The organism is Ruegeria sp. AB11 (genome assembly GCF_056536325.1).
Genome location: NZ_JBQFJO010000001.1, coordinates 2,698,062 through 2,713,624 on the forward strand (window position 1 = coordinate 2,698,062; position 15,563 = coordinate 2,713,624).

Below are 15,563 nucleotides of genomic sequence, written 5' to 3' on the forward strand. Positions count from 1 at the left end.
CCTTTCTTATTTTGGCTGGCCCAATTTCGCCCTTAACGCCTCATATGCCAATTTCGCAAAGTCCAATCGCAGTTCGTGCCGTTCCGCTGGCACGATCCCTCCGGGTACGTTTTGCCCTGCCCAAGACAAAACTTGCCGCACATGCGTTCCATAAAGCGGAATGAAGTGCGCAGATTGACCCGTAAGCAGGTTGAACATTCGCCCGCCTGCCCACTTGGCACGTTCGGCAGCTTTGTCCGCCGTATCGATCCGAAAATGCAGAACCCGATACAGTGCGTTCGGTTCAAACGGCATTTGTTCCCATGGCAGCCAATGCCGCTGCTTTACGTTTGGCAGCGAGCCCCCTCAACTTAAACCGAGTGCGGACTTGAACCGGTCGAAAGGCTGGTAAATGACTAAGATCCATCACCTCACGCCTTCGATTCAATGAACTCCAGGCTTATTTGAAAACTTCCCGATCATCGGCGCTATCACCTTTGTCGCCAGCGGTATCAGTACAAACCCCCAAGCCAAGCCAAACACCCCATCCATTGTCGCTTTTGCGATCCATTCGGCGGCTTTTTCCCATTGGGCAGGCACGGCGTGTCCTACCGCATAAGCCCAGTCATGAATATGATGGCCCAACCAGCCAAAGCCCAGAACCTCCATCCCGTGGATGATAATCGATCCTCCGACCCAGAGCATCGCGGCAGTTCCAACGATTGAAAGTGTCTTCATCACGCCGGGCATGGCTTTGACCAAGCCCCGACCAAGACCTCGGCCTACGGGCGTCGGTGCGTTCTTAGCCAGATATAACCCGACATCATCCATCTTCACGATCAGCGCAACCGAGCCGTAAACCGCCAGAGTCACACCCAACCCAACCACCGCAAGCGTCGCAGCCTGCATCCAGATGTTGGGCGCTTCGATAGCCGCCAATGCGATGGTCATGATCTCGGCGGACAGAATGAAATCGGTCTTGATTGCCCCCTTGACCTTCTGCTCTTCCAAATGCCCTGGGTCGCGGTTTTTCATGTCTTCTTCGATGACGTGACTGCCATGCGGGAATAAGACATGAAAGATCTTCTCGGCACCCTCAAAACACAGATACGAGCCGCCTATCATCAACAAAGGCGTAATCAGCCATGGCGCAAAGTTCGCCAACAGCAGTGCCACGGGCAACAGCAAGACAATCTTGTTGAAAACTGATCCGCGAGCGATGCGCCAGATGATGGGTAATTCTCGTGCCGGCGCGAACCCCTGCACGTATTTAGGAGTTACCGCCGCGTCGTCGATTATTACACCGGCAGTCTTGGCCCCGGCCTTGCCAGCCGCTGCTACGACATCGTCCACTGATGACGCTGCAACCTTTGCAATGCCTGCCACATCATCCAACAGGGCCAACAGACCACTCATCGCGCATCCTCTTGTTTATCCGCTGTTGCCGACACTACCTGATCCAACCCTTAGCGCAAGCGTTAGCGCAACCGGCACAGGTTTGCGCTAACACCTTAAAAATATGCCATTTTTGCCCTTTTGAGATTCGGTTTTCACGGCTATATGGCCAGCAACACAAGCGCAGTTTGGAGACGTCGGATGACCATCAAGGTCGGTATCAATGGTTTTGGCCGCATCGGCCGCTGTACACTGTCGCACATCGCCGCATCGGCGCGTAACGACATCGAAGTGATCAAGGTCAACGCCACTGGCCCGCTGGAAACATCAGCACATCTGCTGAAATATGACAGCATTCACGGCCGTTTCCCGCGCGAAGTGTCTGTCGAAGGCAACACCATGGATCTGGGCCGTGGCCCGATGGAAATGTTCTCGACCTATGACATGACCGAGCTTGACTGGGAAGGCTGCGATGTCGTCCTGGAATGTACTGGCAAGTTCAATGACGGGCTAAAGGCAAAGACGCACCTAGATCGCGGCGCTGGTAAGGTGCTGCTTTCGGCACCAGGTAAGAATGTCAATAAGACAATTGTGTTTGGCGTAAACCACAACACCCTGACTGCAAACGATAATATGGTGTCCAACGGCTCCTGCACGACCAACTGCCTTGCCCCGCTTGCCAAAGTTCTGGATGAAGGCATCGGTATCGAGCATGGCATCATGACCACGATCCACGCTTATACCGGCGACCAGCCCACTCTGGACCGTCGTCACAGCGACCTGTATCGCGCGCGCGCAGCGGCGATGTCGATGATCCCGACCACAACCGGTGCTGCGGCAGCGCTAGGTGAAGTCCTGCCTAACCTCAAGGGCCGCTTGGACGGTTCCGCGATCCGTGTACCTACCCCAAATGTCTCGGCCGTCGACCTGTCGTTCCGCGCATCGCGCGACGTGAACGTAGAAGAGGTTAACGCGATCGTTGAAGAAGCCGCCAAGGGCCCGATGCAGCGGGTCCTGGGCTATGAGCCTGCGCCTCTGGTCTCGACCGATTTCAACCACACCGAGGAAAGCTCGATCTTCGCTCCAGACCAGACCCGCGTCGTTGACAACCGTATGGTGCGTGTACTGGCATGGTATGACAACGAATGGGGCTTCTCGGTGCGTATGGCGGATGTCGCCGTTGCGATGGGCCGCCTTAACTGACCCTTCGCACATCGCTTGTACCTTGATGCCCGCTCAGGTTATCTGAGCGGGCATTTTCGTTCAGGGCGCAGCAATGACAAATCAAATCGCCATCTGGCTTGGAGTCCTGATCCTGGGTGGGCTGATGCTGGACGTTGCACTGTTCGGCACCGAACACCTGCTGTTCCTTGGTAAGAAACTCTACGATTTCCTGGATTGGCTCGCCTTCTGGCGATGACAGAGGTTTTGCTTGACTTTCGCGCCAATCTAGCTTTGTTAGCGCTAACCATCAATCGACCGAATTCTGACGGAGCGCATTATGACACTCAAGCTGGCAATCAACGGATTTGGACGGATCGGGCGTGGCGTTCTGCGAGCCGTCATGGAGTCCGGACGTACTGATGTTGAAATCATCGCAATCAACGATCTGGCAAAGCCCGAAATGAACGCACATTTGTTCGAGTTCGACAGTGTGCATGGCCGCTATCCCAGACCTGTCACACTGACTGACGCCGGTCTGGATGTTGGTGCCGGACCGATCCGGTTGACCAGCGAGCGAGACCCCGAAGCACTGGACTGGTCTGATGTGGATGTGGTTCTGGAATGTACCGGCGTCTTTCGTACCCGCGAAGCAGCCGAGCGGCATCTGAAAAACGGATCAAAGAAAATACTGATCTCCGCCCCTGCCCGCGGCGATGGCGGTGTGAAGACCGTCGTCTTTGGCGTAAACGATCATGAGCTGACCGCTGACGATATCGTTGTCTCGAACGCCTCGTGCACAACCAACTGCCTGTCGCCCGTGGCCGCAGCACTGGACGCAGGGCTTGGCATCAAGCACGGCAATATGACAACCGTTCATGCCTACACGGCGAGCCAACCGGTTCATGACACAGCTGGGAAAGACCCCTACCTGTCGCGCGCAGCAGCACTGTCGATGATTCCCACGACAACCGGCGCGGCGTCTGCAGTGGGTCTGGTTTTGCCACAACTGGCCGGAAAGTTGACCGGGCAAGCCATTCGCGTGCCTACGCCCAATGTCTCAGTTGTTGACCTGGTCGCCGAAGTATCACGCCCAACAACCGAAGAGGAGGTCAATGCCCTCTTCGTAGAAGCCGCCGCGAAAGTCCCCGGCGTTTTGGCAGCCGAGAATCGCCCGCTGGTATCGATCGATTTCAACCACGACCCACACAGCTCGACCGTTTCGCTGGCTGAAACCAAAGTAACCGACGGCACGCTGGTGCGCGTCCTCGCTTGGTACGACAATGAGTGGGGCTTCTCGAACCGAATGCTGGACACGGCCGCCGCGATGGGTGCCCTAGCCTAAACGCTCACGAAGAGCTTCATTGACGCGGGGCGTGACGAATTTCGACACGTCCCCGTTTAATCTGGCGATTTCTTTGACCAGTTTCGAGGCAATCGCCTGATGCCGAGCCTCGGCCATTAGGAAGACCGTTTCAATCGAGTCGTCCAGCGCGCGGTTCATGCCAACCATCTGGAATTCATACTCGAAATCCGCGACCGCGCGCAGACCGCGCACAATGATTTGCGCCCCGGCATCTCGTGCACAATCGATCAGCAGGTTTTCAAATGGGTGCGCTACGATTTCGGTTCCGGTCTGTTCGGTGAGATGCGCACACTCGGCTTCGATCATCGCGACTCGTTCTTCCAAAGAAAACAGAGGGCCCTTGTCGCGGTTGATAGCGACGCCAATCACAAGCTTATCCACCAATGCAGCGGCACGGCGAATGATGTCGATATGGCCCAATGTGATTGGGTCAAAGGTACCGGGATATAATCCAACCCGCATAGGGCTCTCCAGCGCAACAAAATTTCTGCGCAAGCAAACATAACTTTGCCGCAGGTGCAAGAGGCTGAAACAGCCCCCGCGCTCAGTGGCCCATGATCATGCCTTCAAGCGCGTCTTTTTCCATAGCAAGTTCAGCCAGTTGCGCCTTGACCGCATCGCCCAGCGTTACGATCCCGACCAGTTTGCCCTCTTCCAGAACAGGCATATGGCGAAATCGACCTTCCGTCATTTGTGATAGGATGGATTCGACCGAGTCCTGCTGGCTGGCTGTTACAAGCTTCTTGGTCATGTAGGTACTGACCGGCTTGTCCAGACACCCGCTACCACTGGCCGCCAGCTCGCGCACGATATCACGTTCGGACAGGATGCCCGAAGCCGTCTGCCCGCCATCTTCGGAAACGATCACAGTACCGATCCGATTCTCCGCCAGAATTGCGGCGGCCTGCGAGACCGACGCCGATGGTTCGACCGTCACTACGCCGCTGCCAGCTTTGGACTTGAGAATGGCCTGAACGAGCATCTGCAAAAACCTCCGGAATAACGTACTGTTTTCTAAGCGTTGCCGGAATGTCTGAAGGTGTCAAGGTGAAGCTTCGGCTTCCAGCCGCGCTACTTCGTCCCGCAGGCCACGTGTCAGTGCTTCGGCAAACCGATTCAACCGCTCATTGCGCTGGTCACCCTGATGGCGGACCAGATAGAACCCCCGGGTCAGACTTACCTGATCCGTCAGTATTTTTTGCAATCCCCGGTGGAACGGCAATGTAAAATCATGCGCAACACAAACCCCGGTGCCCAGCGACACCTGCCGCAACTGAACTGAGACCGAGTTTGATGCAAGCGCGACACGCTCAACACCAATATCGTTGAGGTAGTCAAGTTCCCGATCGAAGATCATGTCCGGGATATAGCCGATCATTCTGTGCCCTTTCAGATCCTCAATGGATCTAATTTCAGCGTGGCGATTCAGGTAATCTTTCGTGGCGACCATGTGCAGCCGATAATCGGATATCTTTTGAACCAGCAATTGCCCGGCAGTGGGCGCACTGACAGTGACCGCCATATCGGCCTCTCGCCGGGATAGGTTGATAATGCGCGGCAACGCCAAAATCTGAATATCGAGGTCAGGATTCGCATCGCTGATCTTGGCGCAGACCTGCGGCAAAAGGTAATTGGCACTTCCATCCGGCGCACCAATTCTGATCTGACCACTCAGCGACTTGGCGGAACCCGACATGACACCTGTCGCCGCGCGCATAGCCTCTTCTGCCTGTAGACCATGCTCCATGAGACGCTGCCCTGCAGTCGTCAACACATAGCCCTGCTGTGATTTCGTGAACAACACAGCGTCCAAAGCCGCTTCCAATCGCGCGATTCTGCGACCGACAGTCGCCGGGTCTATCTTAAGAACCCGTCCCGCTCCCGAAAGGCTTTCGTCGCGAGCAACTGCTAGGAAAACCCGCAAATCATCCCAATTCGGTGTCATGCCTCGCCCTTTGCATTTTTGCAAAACTGATTTGAAATATTGCCTCTGTTCAGGTGATTTTCGCAAGTCTATTCTGCGCGCAACCTAATCCGGAGGAATTTGCCATGCAGAACCTGACCCATTTCATCAACGGCGAACATGTCGCCGGTACATCTGGCCGCTTTGACGATGTGTTCAACCCGGCAACGGGCGAAGTGCAGTATCAATGCCCGATGGCAAGTGTTGCCGAGACCACCGCAGCGATTGAGGACGCCGCCGCAGCTCAGGTCGCTTGGGGCGCGACCAACCCGCAGAAACGCGCGCGCGTCATGATGGCGATGGTTGGCTTGATGAACCGCGACATGGACAAACTGGCCGAGGCGCTCAGCCGTGAACATGGCAAGACCATTCCCGATGCGAAGGGTGACTTGCAGCGTGGTCTGGAAGTGATCGAATATTGCATTGGCGCGCCCCAGATGCTGAAAGGTGAATTCACCGACAGCGCGGGCCCGGGCATCGATATGTATTCGATGCGTCAGCCGCTGGGTGTGGTCGCCTCGATCATGCCGTTCAACTTCCCGGCCATGATGCCGCTGTGGCATGTCGGCCCTGCTCTGGCCTGCGGCAACGCAGTTGTTCTGAAACCGTCCGAGCGTGACCCATCTGTTCCATTGATGCTGGCTGAACTGTTTGTCGAAGCTGGTCTGCCCAAAGGCGTGTTCCAGGTTGTAAACGGCGACAAAGAGGCCGTGGACACCCTGCTCGACAGTGAAATCATTCAGGGCGTGTCGTTCGTGGGTTCGACCCCGATCGCGCAGTACATCTATGCTCGTGCAACCGCCAACGGCAAACGCGCGCAGTGTTTCGGTGGCGCTAAGAACCACATGATCGTTATGCCTGACGCCGATCTGGATCAGGCCGCGGACGCGCTGGTCGGTGCTGGCTTCGGCGCAGCTGGCGAACGCTGCATGGCAATCTCGGTCGCTGTACCGGTTGGCGAAGAAACCGCAGACGCACTGATCGAAAAACTGATCCCGCGTGTCGAAAAGCTGAAAGTCGGCCCCTACACAGCAGGTGACGACGTTGACATGGGTCCGGTGGTCACTGCCGCTGCAAAAGAACGTATCCTTGGCCTGATCAACTCGGGCGTTGAGCAAGGCGCGAAGCTGGTTGTCGACAACCGCGATTTTAGCCTGCAGGGTTATGAGGACGGTTTCTTTGTCGGCCCGCACCTGTTCGACAACGTCACACCTGACATGGACATCTACAAGCAAGAGATCTTTGGCCCGGTCCTGTCGACCGTACGCGCAGGTTCCTACGAAGAGGCGCTGAAGCTGGCGATGGATCATGAATACGGCAACGGCACAGCGATCTTTACCCGTGACGGTGATACCGCGCGTGATTTTGCTAGCCGGATCAATATCGGCATGGTTGGCATCAACGTCCCGATCCCGGTTCCGCTGGCCTATCACACCTTCGGAGGATGGAAGAAGTCCATGTTCGGTGACCTGAACCAGCACGGCCCGGACAGCTTCAAGTTCTACTCGCGCACCAAGACTGTCACATCGCGCTGGCCGTCGGGTATCAAAGAAGGCGGCGAGTTCAACTTCAAAGCCATGGACTGATCTGTTAGTTCATTGATCGGGAAGCCCGGCCTAACGCAGGCCGGGCTTCTTTCGTTTTGGGCCTGTTCCCGCTGGTTCAGCCACTTCACAAGAAATTCAGAGACCCACCTCTGGAAAAATCAGGCAATAACCAATATTTTATCGGCGATTCAACTAATCGAGCAGTTCGTATCTTTCCGGAGGCAACCTTGTCCCAAAATCGTTTGACCCGTCGCCATGCCCTGTTGGCCGCCGCATCTCTGATTGCGACACCGGCCATCCTACGCGCCCAAAGCATCGATGCTTTCCCGCAGGATGAAGAAGCGATCAGCACACAATTACCCGTCCGTCGCAATGTTTCGTCATTCTCGCAGCAGAATTGGCAGGATCACTTTGACGAACTGGGCGTCGGTGCGTTGCTGGCCGATATCACCAGCCGGGCTGTGCATTACTGGGGACCCGATGGGACCTATAAACTCTATCCCAGCTCTGTCCCGATGAGCGAAGAGCTCACCAAGCGCGGATATACCAAAGTCACGCGCAAGTCGGAAAACCCAAGCTGGACTCCAACTGCATCAATGCGCGAACGCGATCCGTCGTTGCCGGTTCGCATGGAGGGTGGCGAACCCGGGAACCCGTTGGGGACCCGCGCTATGTATCTTGGCTGGCCTGCCTATTTGGTTCATGGCACCCACGATACCCGCAAGATCGGTCGTCAAAGCTCGTCCGGCTGTATCGGTCTTTATAACCAACATGTGGAAGAGCTGTATCCGCTGGTGAAGGTCGGTACTCAGGTACGTTTGGTATAAACGGCAGATTTCTACTCGGAACTCAAAAAAGCCCCGTCCATCAGGAACGGGGCTTTTACGTTTGTGGAAGTGGTAGATTTATTCGGGGATAATCACTTCATCTACAACGTGAATGACGCCGTTACTGGCTTCGATATCAGCCTGCACAACTTCGGCGCCGTTAACTTTCACACCATTCTTTGCGTTCACGCTTAGACGATCACCTTGTACGGTCAGAACCTTTGCTCGTTTCCCAGCGATGTCACCAGACATCACTTTGGCTGGCACAACATGATAGGTCAGGATCGCTACCAGTTGGTCCTTGTTTTCTGGAAGAAGAAGAGTTTCAACCGTTCCTTCGGGCAGAGCGGCAAAAGCCTCGTCTGTGGGTGCAAAGACAGTGAAAGGCCCATCGCTTTTCAACGTTTCAACCAAGCCAGCGGCCTGAACGGCAGCGACCAGAGTGTTGAACGACCCGGCGGCGACTGCCGTATCGACGATATCTGCTGCCTGTGCTTTGACGGGTAGTGCAAGTGCAAATGCGGCGGCAGCGCCCATGAATGTGCGACGGAACATGGCTGTTAACTCCTCTCCAGCTTGTTATGCAGAGGATTACGAGCCTTTTAGCAAACCGGATCACATGTTGATCATTTTTCTTTGAGCTGCACCCATATGCTCTGCGCGCGACCGTCTTTCAGAAACGGCAATGCCTCCACCGCGTCGGGGCGTTCCTGTTGCAAATAATATCCGGGCCAAAGCATTGAATAGAAGCCAGATTGCAGCAAGGCGTGCAGCATATATTGCTCGCCCCAACCCGGACAATCATAGAAGAACCGCTTAGGATATTCGTAAGGCAGAAAAACATCGTGGACGTGGATGACAACGCCCGGTTTCAGCGCCGGAATGATCCGACAGAATAAATGAGCCACGTCATTGCTTATCCGAACCACGTGGCTTGAATCGATGAAAAGAACGTCTCCGGCTTCAAGCTGTCCGAATACTGTGGGATCGACCTCTTCCAGTCGCTTTTGTTCGAACTGATCGACGACATGAGCGATATCGGCACGCGGATACGGATCAATTGCGGTGATGGTCGTATCCAAGCCTCCGTCGATTATCGCTTGGCGCGTCACGCGGGTCGAGTTTCCGCAGCCGACCTCGATCACGCGTTTTGGCTGAAAGCGGCGGATCATCAGATAAAGCGCATCCGCATCCGGGCTGTCATAGTACCCATTGTTGGTTACATAACCTGTCTGATTCCGCGCAGGATCTTTTAGCGCCGCAAGATCGTCGGCGTGTCGCGTGTACGCGTCCACCAACTGTGTGATATCGAACTCTTCCATCCCCGGTGACAGGGCATATGCAGGGCGGGTCAGCCCCCCTGCCCGCTCAAAGGCTTCAAGCCGCGCCCGTTCATCCTGTTCCGTGACCTTGTCGATCAGCTTCACTCCTAACTCGTCCAGAGCAGCGTTGATCTGTGGAAATTTTCTGGGTTTCACGAGGATGGCTCCAATCTACGTTGCGCCTTTCCTTACCTTTGCTCGCGGCACCTCTGCAAGAACCCTTGAGCCAAACCCTTGGCAAAAGAGAAAATTCCGTATTCACTGATTGGAATTGAACGACGAGGACCGCCATGCAGCAGGAATTCACGTTAGGCATCGAGGAAGAGTATCTGCTGGTTGATCGCGACAGCATGCAGCTTGCGCATGCCCCGACCGCGTTGATCGAAGCTTGTCAGAATGATTTCGAAGGTCAGGTCAGCCCCGAATTTCTGCAATGCCAGATCGAGGTCGGAACCCGCCCGCACGCCACCATCAAATCCGCCCGAGAAGACCTAAAGCGGTTGCGGTCCTGTGTCTCAAAGCGCGCGGCTGAATACAATATGGCACCAATCGCGGTTTCCTGCCATCCATTCGCAAACTGGAAAGATCAGCATCATACAAGAAGAGAGCGCTATGACGCATTGCAGCACGCTCTTGGCGGCGTTGCACGCCGAATGCTGATCTGCGGGATGCACGTGCATGTGGGGATCGAAAACCAGGCCCTGCGCGCCGATCTGATGCCACAGCTGTCTTACTTTCTGCCGCATCTCCTGGCTTTGTCTACTTCGTCACCTTACTGGAACGGCGAGGATACGGGCCTATCCTCCTATCGGTTGACCGTATTCGATAACTTGCCCAGAACCGGTTTACCTCCGGTATTCAGTAGTTGGGGCGAATATGAACGTACAACCGGAGTTTTGGTCGAACTCGGGGTAATCGAAGATACCTCAAAAATCTGGTGGGACCTGCGCCCTTCGCATCGCTTTCCAACGCTCGAAACCCGGATCATGGATGTCCAGCCCCGGCTGGAACACACATTGTCTTTGGCGGCTTTGGCGCAAGCCTTGACCCGGATGTTATGCCGTCTGAAAGCGCGCAATCTACGTTGGCGGCAATATGACAAGTTCCTGATCGGCGAAAATCGCTGGAGAGCGCAACGCTATGGCGTTGGCGAAGGGCTGATTGATTTCGGGGATCGCTCGATCAAGCCGATGGCCGAGCTGATGGGTGAACTCATGGGTATGCTGGCTGAAGATACGGAAGCGCTCGGCACGATGACCGAGATTGCACGTCTAAGGCACATTGCCGAGACAGGCACTTCTTCAACCCGCCAACGTCGCGTCCATGCCGAGGCTGTCGCGCGCGGAGATGATCCGGGGAAAGCCGTGGTTAGCCATCTGATCGAAGAGTTTCACGCTGATTTGTAGTTTCAGACTGCGGCCAGAATATCCTTAATCCGTTCTGCCACCGGTTCGTACAGGTCCCGGTCTGTCCAATATCCGTTGTGCGAGAACGGGTTCCATGACGTAAATATTTTGCCCGCATTGATTGGTTTGTCTTTCAAGGCTCTGCTTTGTGCCAGCTGCGCATAGCTCGGCGCGCTTTTGCCCAACGGAAACCCAAGAACATCGTGACGATCATAGTAGTTGTGCCACCATGTCGTAAACCGGAGCGCGGGTGGAAGCTCGCGATTAGGAGCCATAATCGGGAATATCTCATTCTCGGGATACGCGAACAAGAAGATCGGAATATTGCATCCGAAGGTCACGATCCCCGCGACTGTTTTCATGTTTTCTACATGTGTCGGATGAACCGGCGATCCACCCTGCCGCAGATGCCTCTGCATGTCGTAGATATAGTTGGACATTATGTGCCCGCCCAGTGAATGGGCCAGTATCAGGACGGGGCCGTCATGGCCTACCTGATGTTTGACCACACCCATCACATTCTCGATTTTCTTGTGGATCGCATCATAGATTTTGTCACCGTCATCCGGCGTCGGGCGATACGAGGCAGCATCGGACAAGTTACACACAACAAACTCGCGCAGCTTGTCATAGCCCAAACTACGGTTGATCTTGCGCAGATAATCTTTCTGCCGCCCCTGCAGGATTTGCGCCCAAACAACCTCATGCCAGATCACATGGCTCATATCGGCTCCGATCCGGTTCGCGACGCGACGCTTCAGTCCTTTCGAAAATGTTGGGGTTGTCGATGCAGGTTGCCCTTGGGGTCTGTATTGGCTTCCCATTCCGTGAATGGCGATCACGGCCATTTTGTGAGACGGCATCAGAATACTCCATAAAATCGATCTTTTGAATTTCCTCAGTATAGCGCAGGCAAGTAATTCTCCCAAACCCGTCCGCAACGTTTGCCGCCGCTGAAAAATTTCTGTAAGGATTGAAGAATAAAACGCTTGTTCAATTCTGCAGTTTACAGGGACCACCGCCATGGATTTCGCGTTGACCGAAGAACAGACGGCCATTTTTGATATGGCCTATGCCTTTGGCCAGGAACATATCGCCCCATTCGCGCGCCAATGGGAAGCTGACGGCACGATACCGAAAGATCTTTGGCCCCAGATTGGCGAACTTGGTTTTGGCGCCCTCTACGTCTCGGAAGAAAGTGGCGGATCAGGCCTGAGCCGCCTTGATGCGACGCTGGTGTTCGAAGCCCTGTCGATGGCCTGCCCCTCGGTCGCGGCTTTCCTGTCGATCCACAACATGTGCGCCAAAATGCTGGACAGCTTTGCCAGTGATGATCTGAAATCGCGCATCATGCCTGACATTCTCAGCCTTAAGACGTTGCTCAGCTATTGCCTGACGGAACCTGGTTCCGGCTCAGACGCTGCCGCTTTGAAAACCCGGGCTGAACGCACGAACGAGGGATACACCCTGAACGGCTCTAAGGCCTTCATCTCGGGCGGCGGTTATTCGGATGCCTATGTCTGCATGGTCCGCACGGGTGAGGATGGTCCCAAGGGAATTTCGACAGTCTATGTCGAAGACGGGACCCCCGGCCTTAGCTTTGGCGCTCTGGAGCAGAAAATGGGCTGGAAAAGCCAGCCCACCGCGCAGGTCCAGTTTGATGACTGTAAGATCCCCGCGGGAAACTTGGTCGGTGCAGAAGGCGACGGATTCAAATACGCCATGATGGGGTTGGATGGCGGACGCCTGAACATCGCTTCATGCTCATTAGGTGCAGCGCAGAATGGATTGGATTTGACGCTGCAATACATGTCCGAGCGCAAAGCATTCGGCCAATCCATCGATCAGTTCCAAGCGCTGCAGTTCCGCCTCGCCGATATGGAGATCGAATTGCAGGCCGCCCGCACCTTCCTACGGCAAGCTGCGTGGAAACTGGATCAAGGTGCGCCTGATGCCACCAAATTCTGCGCCATGGCCAAGAAATTCGTCACCGAAACCGGATCGAAGGTGGTTGACCAGTGCCTGCAATTGCATGGCGGCTACGGTTATCTGGCCGACTATGGCATCGAAAAGCTTGTGCGCGATCTGCGCGTGCACCAGATACTTGAAGGCACCAACGAGATTATGCGCGTCATCGTTGCACGGCAAATGCTGGCGAACCGCTGAGGGTCCAATGGCTGACATCGATTTACGTACCGTAGGGCGCGCCGGGCGCATCACGTTAACTCGCCCAAAGGCCCTGAATGCACTTAGCTATGAGATGTGCATGGCCATCGACACCGCTCTCCGGAGTTGGCGTGAGGATGATGCAGTCGATTTGATCATTTTTGACGCCGAGGGTGAAAAGGCTTTTTGTGCCGGTGGCGACATTGCAGAGCTTTACGCAACTGGCACCAATGGCGATTACGATTATGGCCGTACCTTCTGGCGCGACGAATATCGGCTGAATGCTAGAATCTTTGAATACCCCAAACCTGTTATCAGCTTCCTGCAAGGCTTTACCATGGGCGGCGGTGTTGGCATCGGCTGCCATGGCAGTCATCGCATCGTTGGCGAAAGCTCGCAGATTGCTATGCCGGAGTGTTCGATCGGTCTGGTCCCTGATGTGGGCGGAACACTGATGTTGGCGCTGGCGCCAGGGCGTCTAGGCGAGTATTTGGGATTAACCGGCTACCGAATGGGCCCCGATGACGCAATCTTTGCTGGCTTCGCGGATCATTTCATTCCGCAAGACCGCTGGGCGGGCCTTATCGAAATGCTGGAAGCTTCCGGTCGTGCAGAATTTGTTGAAGAGCACACTGAAACTCTCCCGAAAGGCAAACTGGCCGAGCTCCAACCACAGATCGACGCGTTTTTCGGCGGAGAAAGCCTGACCGATATCCTGAACATCCTGCGTAGCGACGGCCTAGAGTTTTCTTCGGAAACTCTCAATGGCCTCAAACGAAATGCTCCGATTTCGATGGCCTGTTGCATCGAAATGCTGCATCGGTTGCGCGGACCAAATCTGACCCTGCGCAAGGCATTGGAGATGGAGTATCGCTTTACCTATCGCGCGATGGAACACGGAGATTTTCTGGAAGGCATTCGTGCACAGATTATAGACAAGGATCGCAATCCAAACTGGCAATTTGCAGATATGAACGTACCTGCGGCAGCAGTCTCGAATATGTTGCAACCATTAGGTGAGAAGGCGCTGACCTTTTCAGAGGAGTAAGGGATGAAAATCGCATTCATTGGACTGGGCAACATGGGCGCCCCAATGGCAGCCAATTTGGCAGCGGCCGGTCATGAAGTGGTCGGCCATGACATGGCAGACATATCGATCGATGGTGTGACGATGGCCGCGTCAGGGGCCCAAGCCGTTTCTGGCGCAGAGGCGGTCATCACCATGCTTCCCAATGGCCAGATACTGCGCACCGTGGCCAATGAGGTTATTCCTGCGATGCAGAACGGTGCGGTTCTGATCGACTGTTCGACCGTAGATGTCGACAGCGCCCGCGTCGTAGCCCAGCAAGCCACAGACGCCGGTCTGCTCTCGGTGGATGCACCGGTTTCAGGTGGAATTGGCGGCGCCGCAGCCGGCACGCTGACCTTTATGGCTGGTGGCTCTGACACCGCTTTTGCCAAAGCCGCGCCGTTGTTTGAAATCATGGGCCAGAAAGCGGTTCACTGCGGCGAGGCGGGCGCTGGTCAAGCCGCCAAAATCTGCAACAACATGATCCTCGGCGTCACCATGATTGCCACCTGCGAGGCATTTGCACTGGCTGACAAGCTAGGGTTGGACCGCCAAAAAATGTTTGATGTGGTTAGCACTTCTTCTGGCTACAGTTGGACGATGAATGCATATTGCCCTGCGCCGGGTGTTGGCCCCGAAAGCCCTTCTGACAATGATTATATCCCTGGCTTTGCCGCCGAGCTGATGCTGAAAGATCTACGCCTCAGCCAACAGGCTGCAGAAAGCGCTGATGCCGATACTCCCATGGGAGAAATCGCAACGAAGCTTTATGAACAGTTTGTCGAACACGAAAATGGCTTAGGTCGCGATTTCAGCGCCATGTTGCCACGGTTCGAGACGCGCGGCCGAAGCTAACACTCTAGCAGCGGAAAACCGCACAGGGCTGGAATACAAGGAGGCGCGCTCCTACGTGATTGGGTATTGTACAAGCAAATACAAACACCCACGCCGGAGTGCGCCTCGATGAAAATTATGACCTGCCTTTCAATGATCGCCCTGATTGCGCTGAGCCCAGCCGTAGCGTTGGCCGGGAATGGCAATGGTAAAGGTAAGAACAAGTCCAAGTTGCAGGTCGAACGAGTCGCTCCGCAATCTGGTCTGGTGCTTAGCAATGCTGGCCATTGCCCTCCGGGGCTTGCGAAAAAGGCTGTGCCTTGCGTGCCACCCGGGCAGGTCAAAAAGCTCTACCGAAAGGGTGATCGGCTTGATGACTACATCTGGATTGACGACCCTTATCGCTATGGATTGCGGCGCGGTGGCAACTATGTGCGTGCCGGTGACTATGTCTATTCAATCGACCCGGACACGCGCAAAGTGTTGAACCTCATCGGCGCAGTTGCCGATATCCTCTACTAGAGTTCG

The 15,563-nt window shown here is 55.3% G+C and carries 18 protein-coding genes; 10 read left to right on the forward strand and 8 right to left on the reverse strand.

Features of this window, described 5'->3' with window-relative positions; all coding sequences use genetic code 11:
* Positions 1–6: 6 nt before the first annotated feature.
* Complete coding sequence (locus ACR3EJ_RS13560) at positions 7–294, reverse strand: hypothetical protein (protein ID WP_170539446.1); 288 nt, start codon at positions 292–294, stop codon at positions 7–9.
* A 129-nt stretch (positions 295–423) separates the two neighbouring features.
* Entirely contained in the window at positions 424–1,395 is a 972-nt protein-coding gene (locus tag ACR3EJ_RS13565) for a DUF808 domain-containing protein (RefSeq protein ID WP_010439850.1), read from the reverse strand.
* Between the two features lie 180 nt (positions 1,396–1,575).
* On the opposite strand from ACR3EJ_RS13565, the gene gap (ACR3EJ_RS13570) reads away from it, so the two are divergent.
* From gap (ACR3EJ_RS13570) to gap (ACR3EJ_RS13580), 3 genes are all read left to right on the forward strand, one after another.
* Positions 1,576–2,577: a type I glyceraldehyde-3-phosphate dehydrogenase gene (gene gap / locus ACR3EJ_RS13570; RefSeq protein WP_170539443.1), complete on the forward strand. Its 1,002-nt coding sequence runs from the start codon at positions 1,576–1,578 to the stop codon at positions 2,575–2,577.
* 73 nt (positions 2,578–2,650) lie between these two features.
* Entirely contained in the window at positions 2,651–2,794 is a 144-nt protein-coding gene (locus ACR3EJ_RS13575; protein WP_008757368.1) for a hypothetical protein, read from the forward strand.
* Positions 2,795–2,875: 81 nt separating this feature from the next.
* The gene (gene gap, locus ACR3EJ_RS13580) at positions 2,876–3,880 is read left to right on the forward strand and encodes a type I glyceraldehyde-3-phosphate dehydrogenase (protein WP_170539440.1); all 1,005 of its coding nucleotides are present in this window, start codon (positions 2,876–2,878) and stop codon (positions 3,878–3,880) included.
* On the opposite strand, the gene coaD is transcribed toward gap (ACR3EJ_RS13580), so the two are convergent.
* The 3 genes from coaD to ACR3EJ_RS13595 form a co-directional block, all read right to left on the reverse strand.
* Complete coding sequence (gene coaD / locus ACR3EJ_RS13585) at positions 3,872–4,363, reverse strand: pantetheine-phosphate adenylyltransferase (protein ID WP_170539437.1); 492 nt, start codon at positions 4,361–4,363, stop codon at positions 3,872–3,874. The genes gap (ACR3EJ_RS13580) and coaD overlap by 9 nt on opposite strands.
* A gap of 82 nt (positions 4,364–4,445) precedes the next feature.
* A complete protein-coding gene (locus ACR3EJ_RS13590) occupies positions 4,446–4,883 on the reverse strand; it encodes a CBS domain-containing protein (RefSeq protein WP_010439840.1) in 438 nt (145 codons plus the stop codon).
* Between the two features lie 60 nt (positions 4,884–4,943).
* Positions 4,944–5,846: a LysR family transcriptional regulator gene (locus tag ACR3EJ_RS13595; RefSeq protein ID WP_010439839.1), complete on the reverse strand. Its 903-nt coding sequence runs from the start codon at positions 5,844–5,846 to the stop codon at positions 4,944–4,946.
* A 104-nt stretch (positions 5,847–5,950) separates the two neighbouring features.
* Here ACR3EJ_RS13595 and ACR3EJ_RS13600 point away from each other — a divergent pair, with 104 nt between their 5' ends.
* Both ACR3EJ_RS13600 and ACR3EJ_RS13605 read left to right on the forward strand, forming a co-directional pair.
* Positions 5,951–7,450, forward strand: a complete 1,500-nt coding sequence (locus ACR3EJ_RS13600) for a CoA-acylating methylmalonate-semialdehyde dehydrogenase (RefSeq protein WP_039535334.1) — start codon at positions 5,951–5,953, stop codon at positions 7,448–7,450.
* A 188-nt stretch (positions 7,451–7,638) separates the two neighbouring features.
* Positions 7,639–8,238: a L,D-transpeptidase gene (locus tag ACR3EJ_RS13605; protein ID WP_170539434.1), complete on the forward strand. Its 600-nt coding sequence runs from the start codon at positions 7,639–7,641 to the stop codon at positions 8,236–8,238.
* A 78-nt stretch (positions 8,239–8,316) separates the two neighbouring features.
* Here ACR3EJ_RS13605 and ACR3EJ_RS13610 read toward each other — a convergent pair whose 3' ends face one another.
* Together ACR3EJ_RS13610 and ACR3EJ_RS13615 are read right to left on the reverse strand one after the other, a co-directional pair.
* Positions 8,317–8,793: a fasciclin domain-containing protein gene (locus ACR3EJ_RS13610; protein WP_170539431.1), complete on the reverse strand. Its 477-nt coding sequence runs from the start codon at positions 8,791–8,793 to the stop codon at positions 8,317–8,319.
* Positions 8,794–8,864: 71 nt separating this feature from the next.
* On the reverse strand, positions 8,865–9,716 hold the full coding sequence (locus ACR3EJ_RS13615; RefSeq protein WP_170469896.1) for a class I SAM-dependent methyltransferase: 852 nt from the start codon (positions 9,714–9,716) through the stop codon (positions 8,865–8,867).
* 134 nt (positions 9,717–9,850) lie between these two features.
* Between ACR3EJ_RS13615 and ACR3EJ_RS13620 the strand changes: the two genes are divergently transcribed.
* Positions 9,851–10,966, forward strand: a complete 1,116-nt coding sequence (locus ACR3EJ_RS13620) for a carboxylate-amine ligase (RefSeq protein WP_170539428.1) — start codon at positions 9,851–9,853, stop codon at positions 10,964–10,966.
* Positions 10,967–10,968: 2 nt separating this feature from the next.
* Here the strand turns inward: ACR3EJ_RS13620 and ACR3EJ_RS13625 are convergent, their stop codons facing one another.
* Complete coding sequence (locus ACR3EJ_RS13625; RefSeq protein ID WP_010439825.1) at positions 10,969–11,829, reverse strand: hypothetical protein; 861 nt, start codon at positions 11,827–11,829, stop codon at positions 10,969–10,971.
* 160 nt (positions 11,830–11,989) lie between these two features.
* Between ACR3EJ_RS13625 and ACR3EJ_RS13630 the strand changes: the two genes are divergently transcribed.
* From ACR3EJ_RS13630 to ACR3EJ_RS13645, 4 genes are all read left to right on the forward strand, one after another.
* Positions 11,990–13,132 (forward strand): acyl-CoA dehydrogenase family protein, encoded by a 1,143-nt coding sequence (locus ACR3EJ_RS13630; protein ID WP_170539425.1) that lies wholly within the window; start codon positions 11,990–11,992, stop codon positions 13,130–13,132.
* Positions 13,133–13,139: 7 nt separating this feature from the next.
* Positions 13,140–14,180 carry an enoyl-CoA hydratase/isomerase family protein gene (locus ACR3EJ_RS13635; protein ID WP_170539423.1) on the forward strand — a complete coding sequence of 347 codons (1,041 nt, stop codon included), beginning with the start codon at positions 13,140–13,142 and terminating at the stop codon, positions 14,178–14,180.
* 3 nt (positions 14,181–14,183) lie between these two features.
* Positions 14,184–15,056: a 3-hydroxyisobutyrate dehydrogenase gene (mmsB, locus tag ACR3EJ_RS13640; RefSeq protein ID WP_170539420.1), complete on the forward strand. Its 873-nt coding sequence runs from the start codon at positions 14,184–14,186 to the stop codon at positions 15,054–15,056.
* 108 nt (positions 15,057–15,164) lie between these two features.
* The gene (locus ACR3EJ_RS13645) at positions 15,165–15,557 is read left to right on the forward strand and encodes a hypothetical protein (protein ID WP_170539417.1); all 393 of its coding nucleotides are present in this window, start codon (positions 15,165–15,167) and stop codon (positions 15,555–15,557) included.
* The last annotated feature ends 6 nt before the right edge of the window (positions 15,558–15,563 follow it).

Bases quoted from the DNA above. Each gene is read 5' to 3' on its own strand.
- ACR3EJ_RS13560 (WP_170539446.1), bottom strand. From the start codon at position 294: ATGCCGTTTGAACCGAACGCACTGTATCGGGTTCTGCATTTTCGGATC.
- ACR3EJ_RS13565 (WP_010439850.1), bottom strand. From the start codon at position 1,395: ATGAGTGGTCTGTTGGCCCTGTTGGATGATGTGGCAGGCATTGCAAAG.
- gap (WP_170539443.1), top strand. From the start codon at position 1,576: ATGACCATCAAGGTCGGTATCAATGGTTTTGGCCGCATCGGCCGCTGT.
- ACR3EJ_RS13575 (WP_008757368.1), top strand. From the start codon at position 2,651: ATGACAAATCAAATCGCCATCTGGCTTGGAGTCCTGATCCTGGGTGGG.
- gap (WP_170539440.1), top strand. From the start codon at position 2,876: ATGACACTCAAGCTGGCAATCAACGGATTTGGACGGATCGGGCGTGGC.
- coaD (WP_170539437.1), bottom strand. From the start codon at position 4,363: ATGCGGGTTGGATTATATCCCGGTACCTTTGACCCAATCACATTGGGC.
- ACR3EJ_RS13590 (WP_010439840.1), bottom strand. From the start codon at position 4,883: ATGCTCGTTCAGGCCATTCTCAAGTCCAAAGCTGGCAGCGGCGTAGTG.
- ACR3EJ_RS13595 (WP_010439839.1), bottom strand. From the start codon at position 5,846: ATGACACCGAATTGGGATGATTTGCGGGTTTTCCTAGCAGTTGCTCGC.
- ACR3EJ_RS13600 (WP_039535334.1), top strand. From the start codon at position 5,951: ATGCAGAACCTGACCCATTTCATCAACGGCGAACATGTCGCCGGTACA.
- ACR3EJ_RS13610 (WP_170539431.1), bottom strand. From the start codon at position 8,793: ATGTTCCGTCGCACATTCATGGGCGCTGCCGCCGCATTTGCACTTGCA.
- ACR3EJ_RS13620 (WP_170539428.1), top strand. From the start codon at position 9,851: ATGCAGCAGGAATTCACGTTAGGCATCGAGGAAGAGTATCTGCTGGTT.
- ACR3EJ_RS13625 (WP_010439825.1), bottom strand. From the start codon at position 11,829: ATGCCGTCTCACAAAATGGCCGTGATCGCCATTCACGGAATGGGAAGC.
- ACR3EJ_RS13630 (WP_170539425.1), top strand. From the start codon at position 11,990: ATGGATTTCGCGTTGACCGAAGAACAGACGGCCATTTTTGATATGGCC.
- ACR3EJ_RS13635 (WP_170539423.1), top strand. From the start codon at position 13,140: ATGGCTGACATCGATTTACGTACCGTAGGGCGCGCCGGGCGCATCACG.
- mmsB (WP_170539420.1), top strand. From the start codon at position 14,184: ATGAAAATCGCATTCATTGGACTGGGCAACATGGGCGCCCCAATGGCA.
- ACR3EJ_RS13645 (WP_170539417.1), top strand. From the start codon at position 15,165: ATGAAAATTATGACCTGCCTTTCAATGATCGCCCTGATTGCGCTGAGC.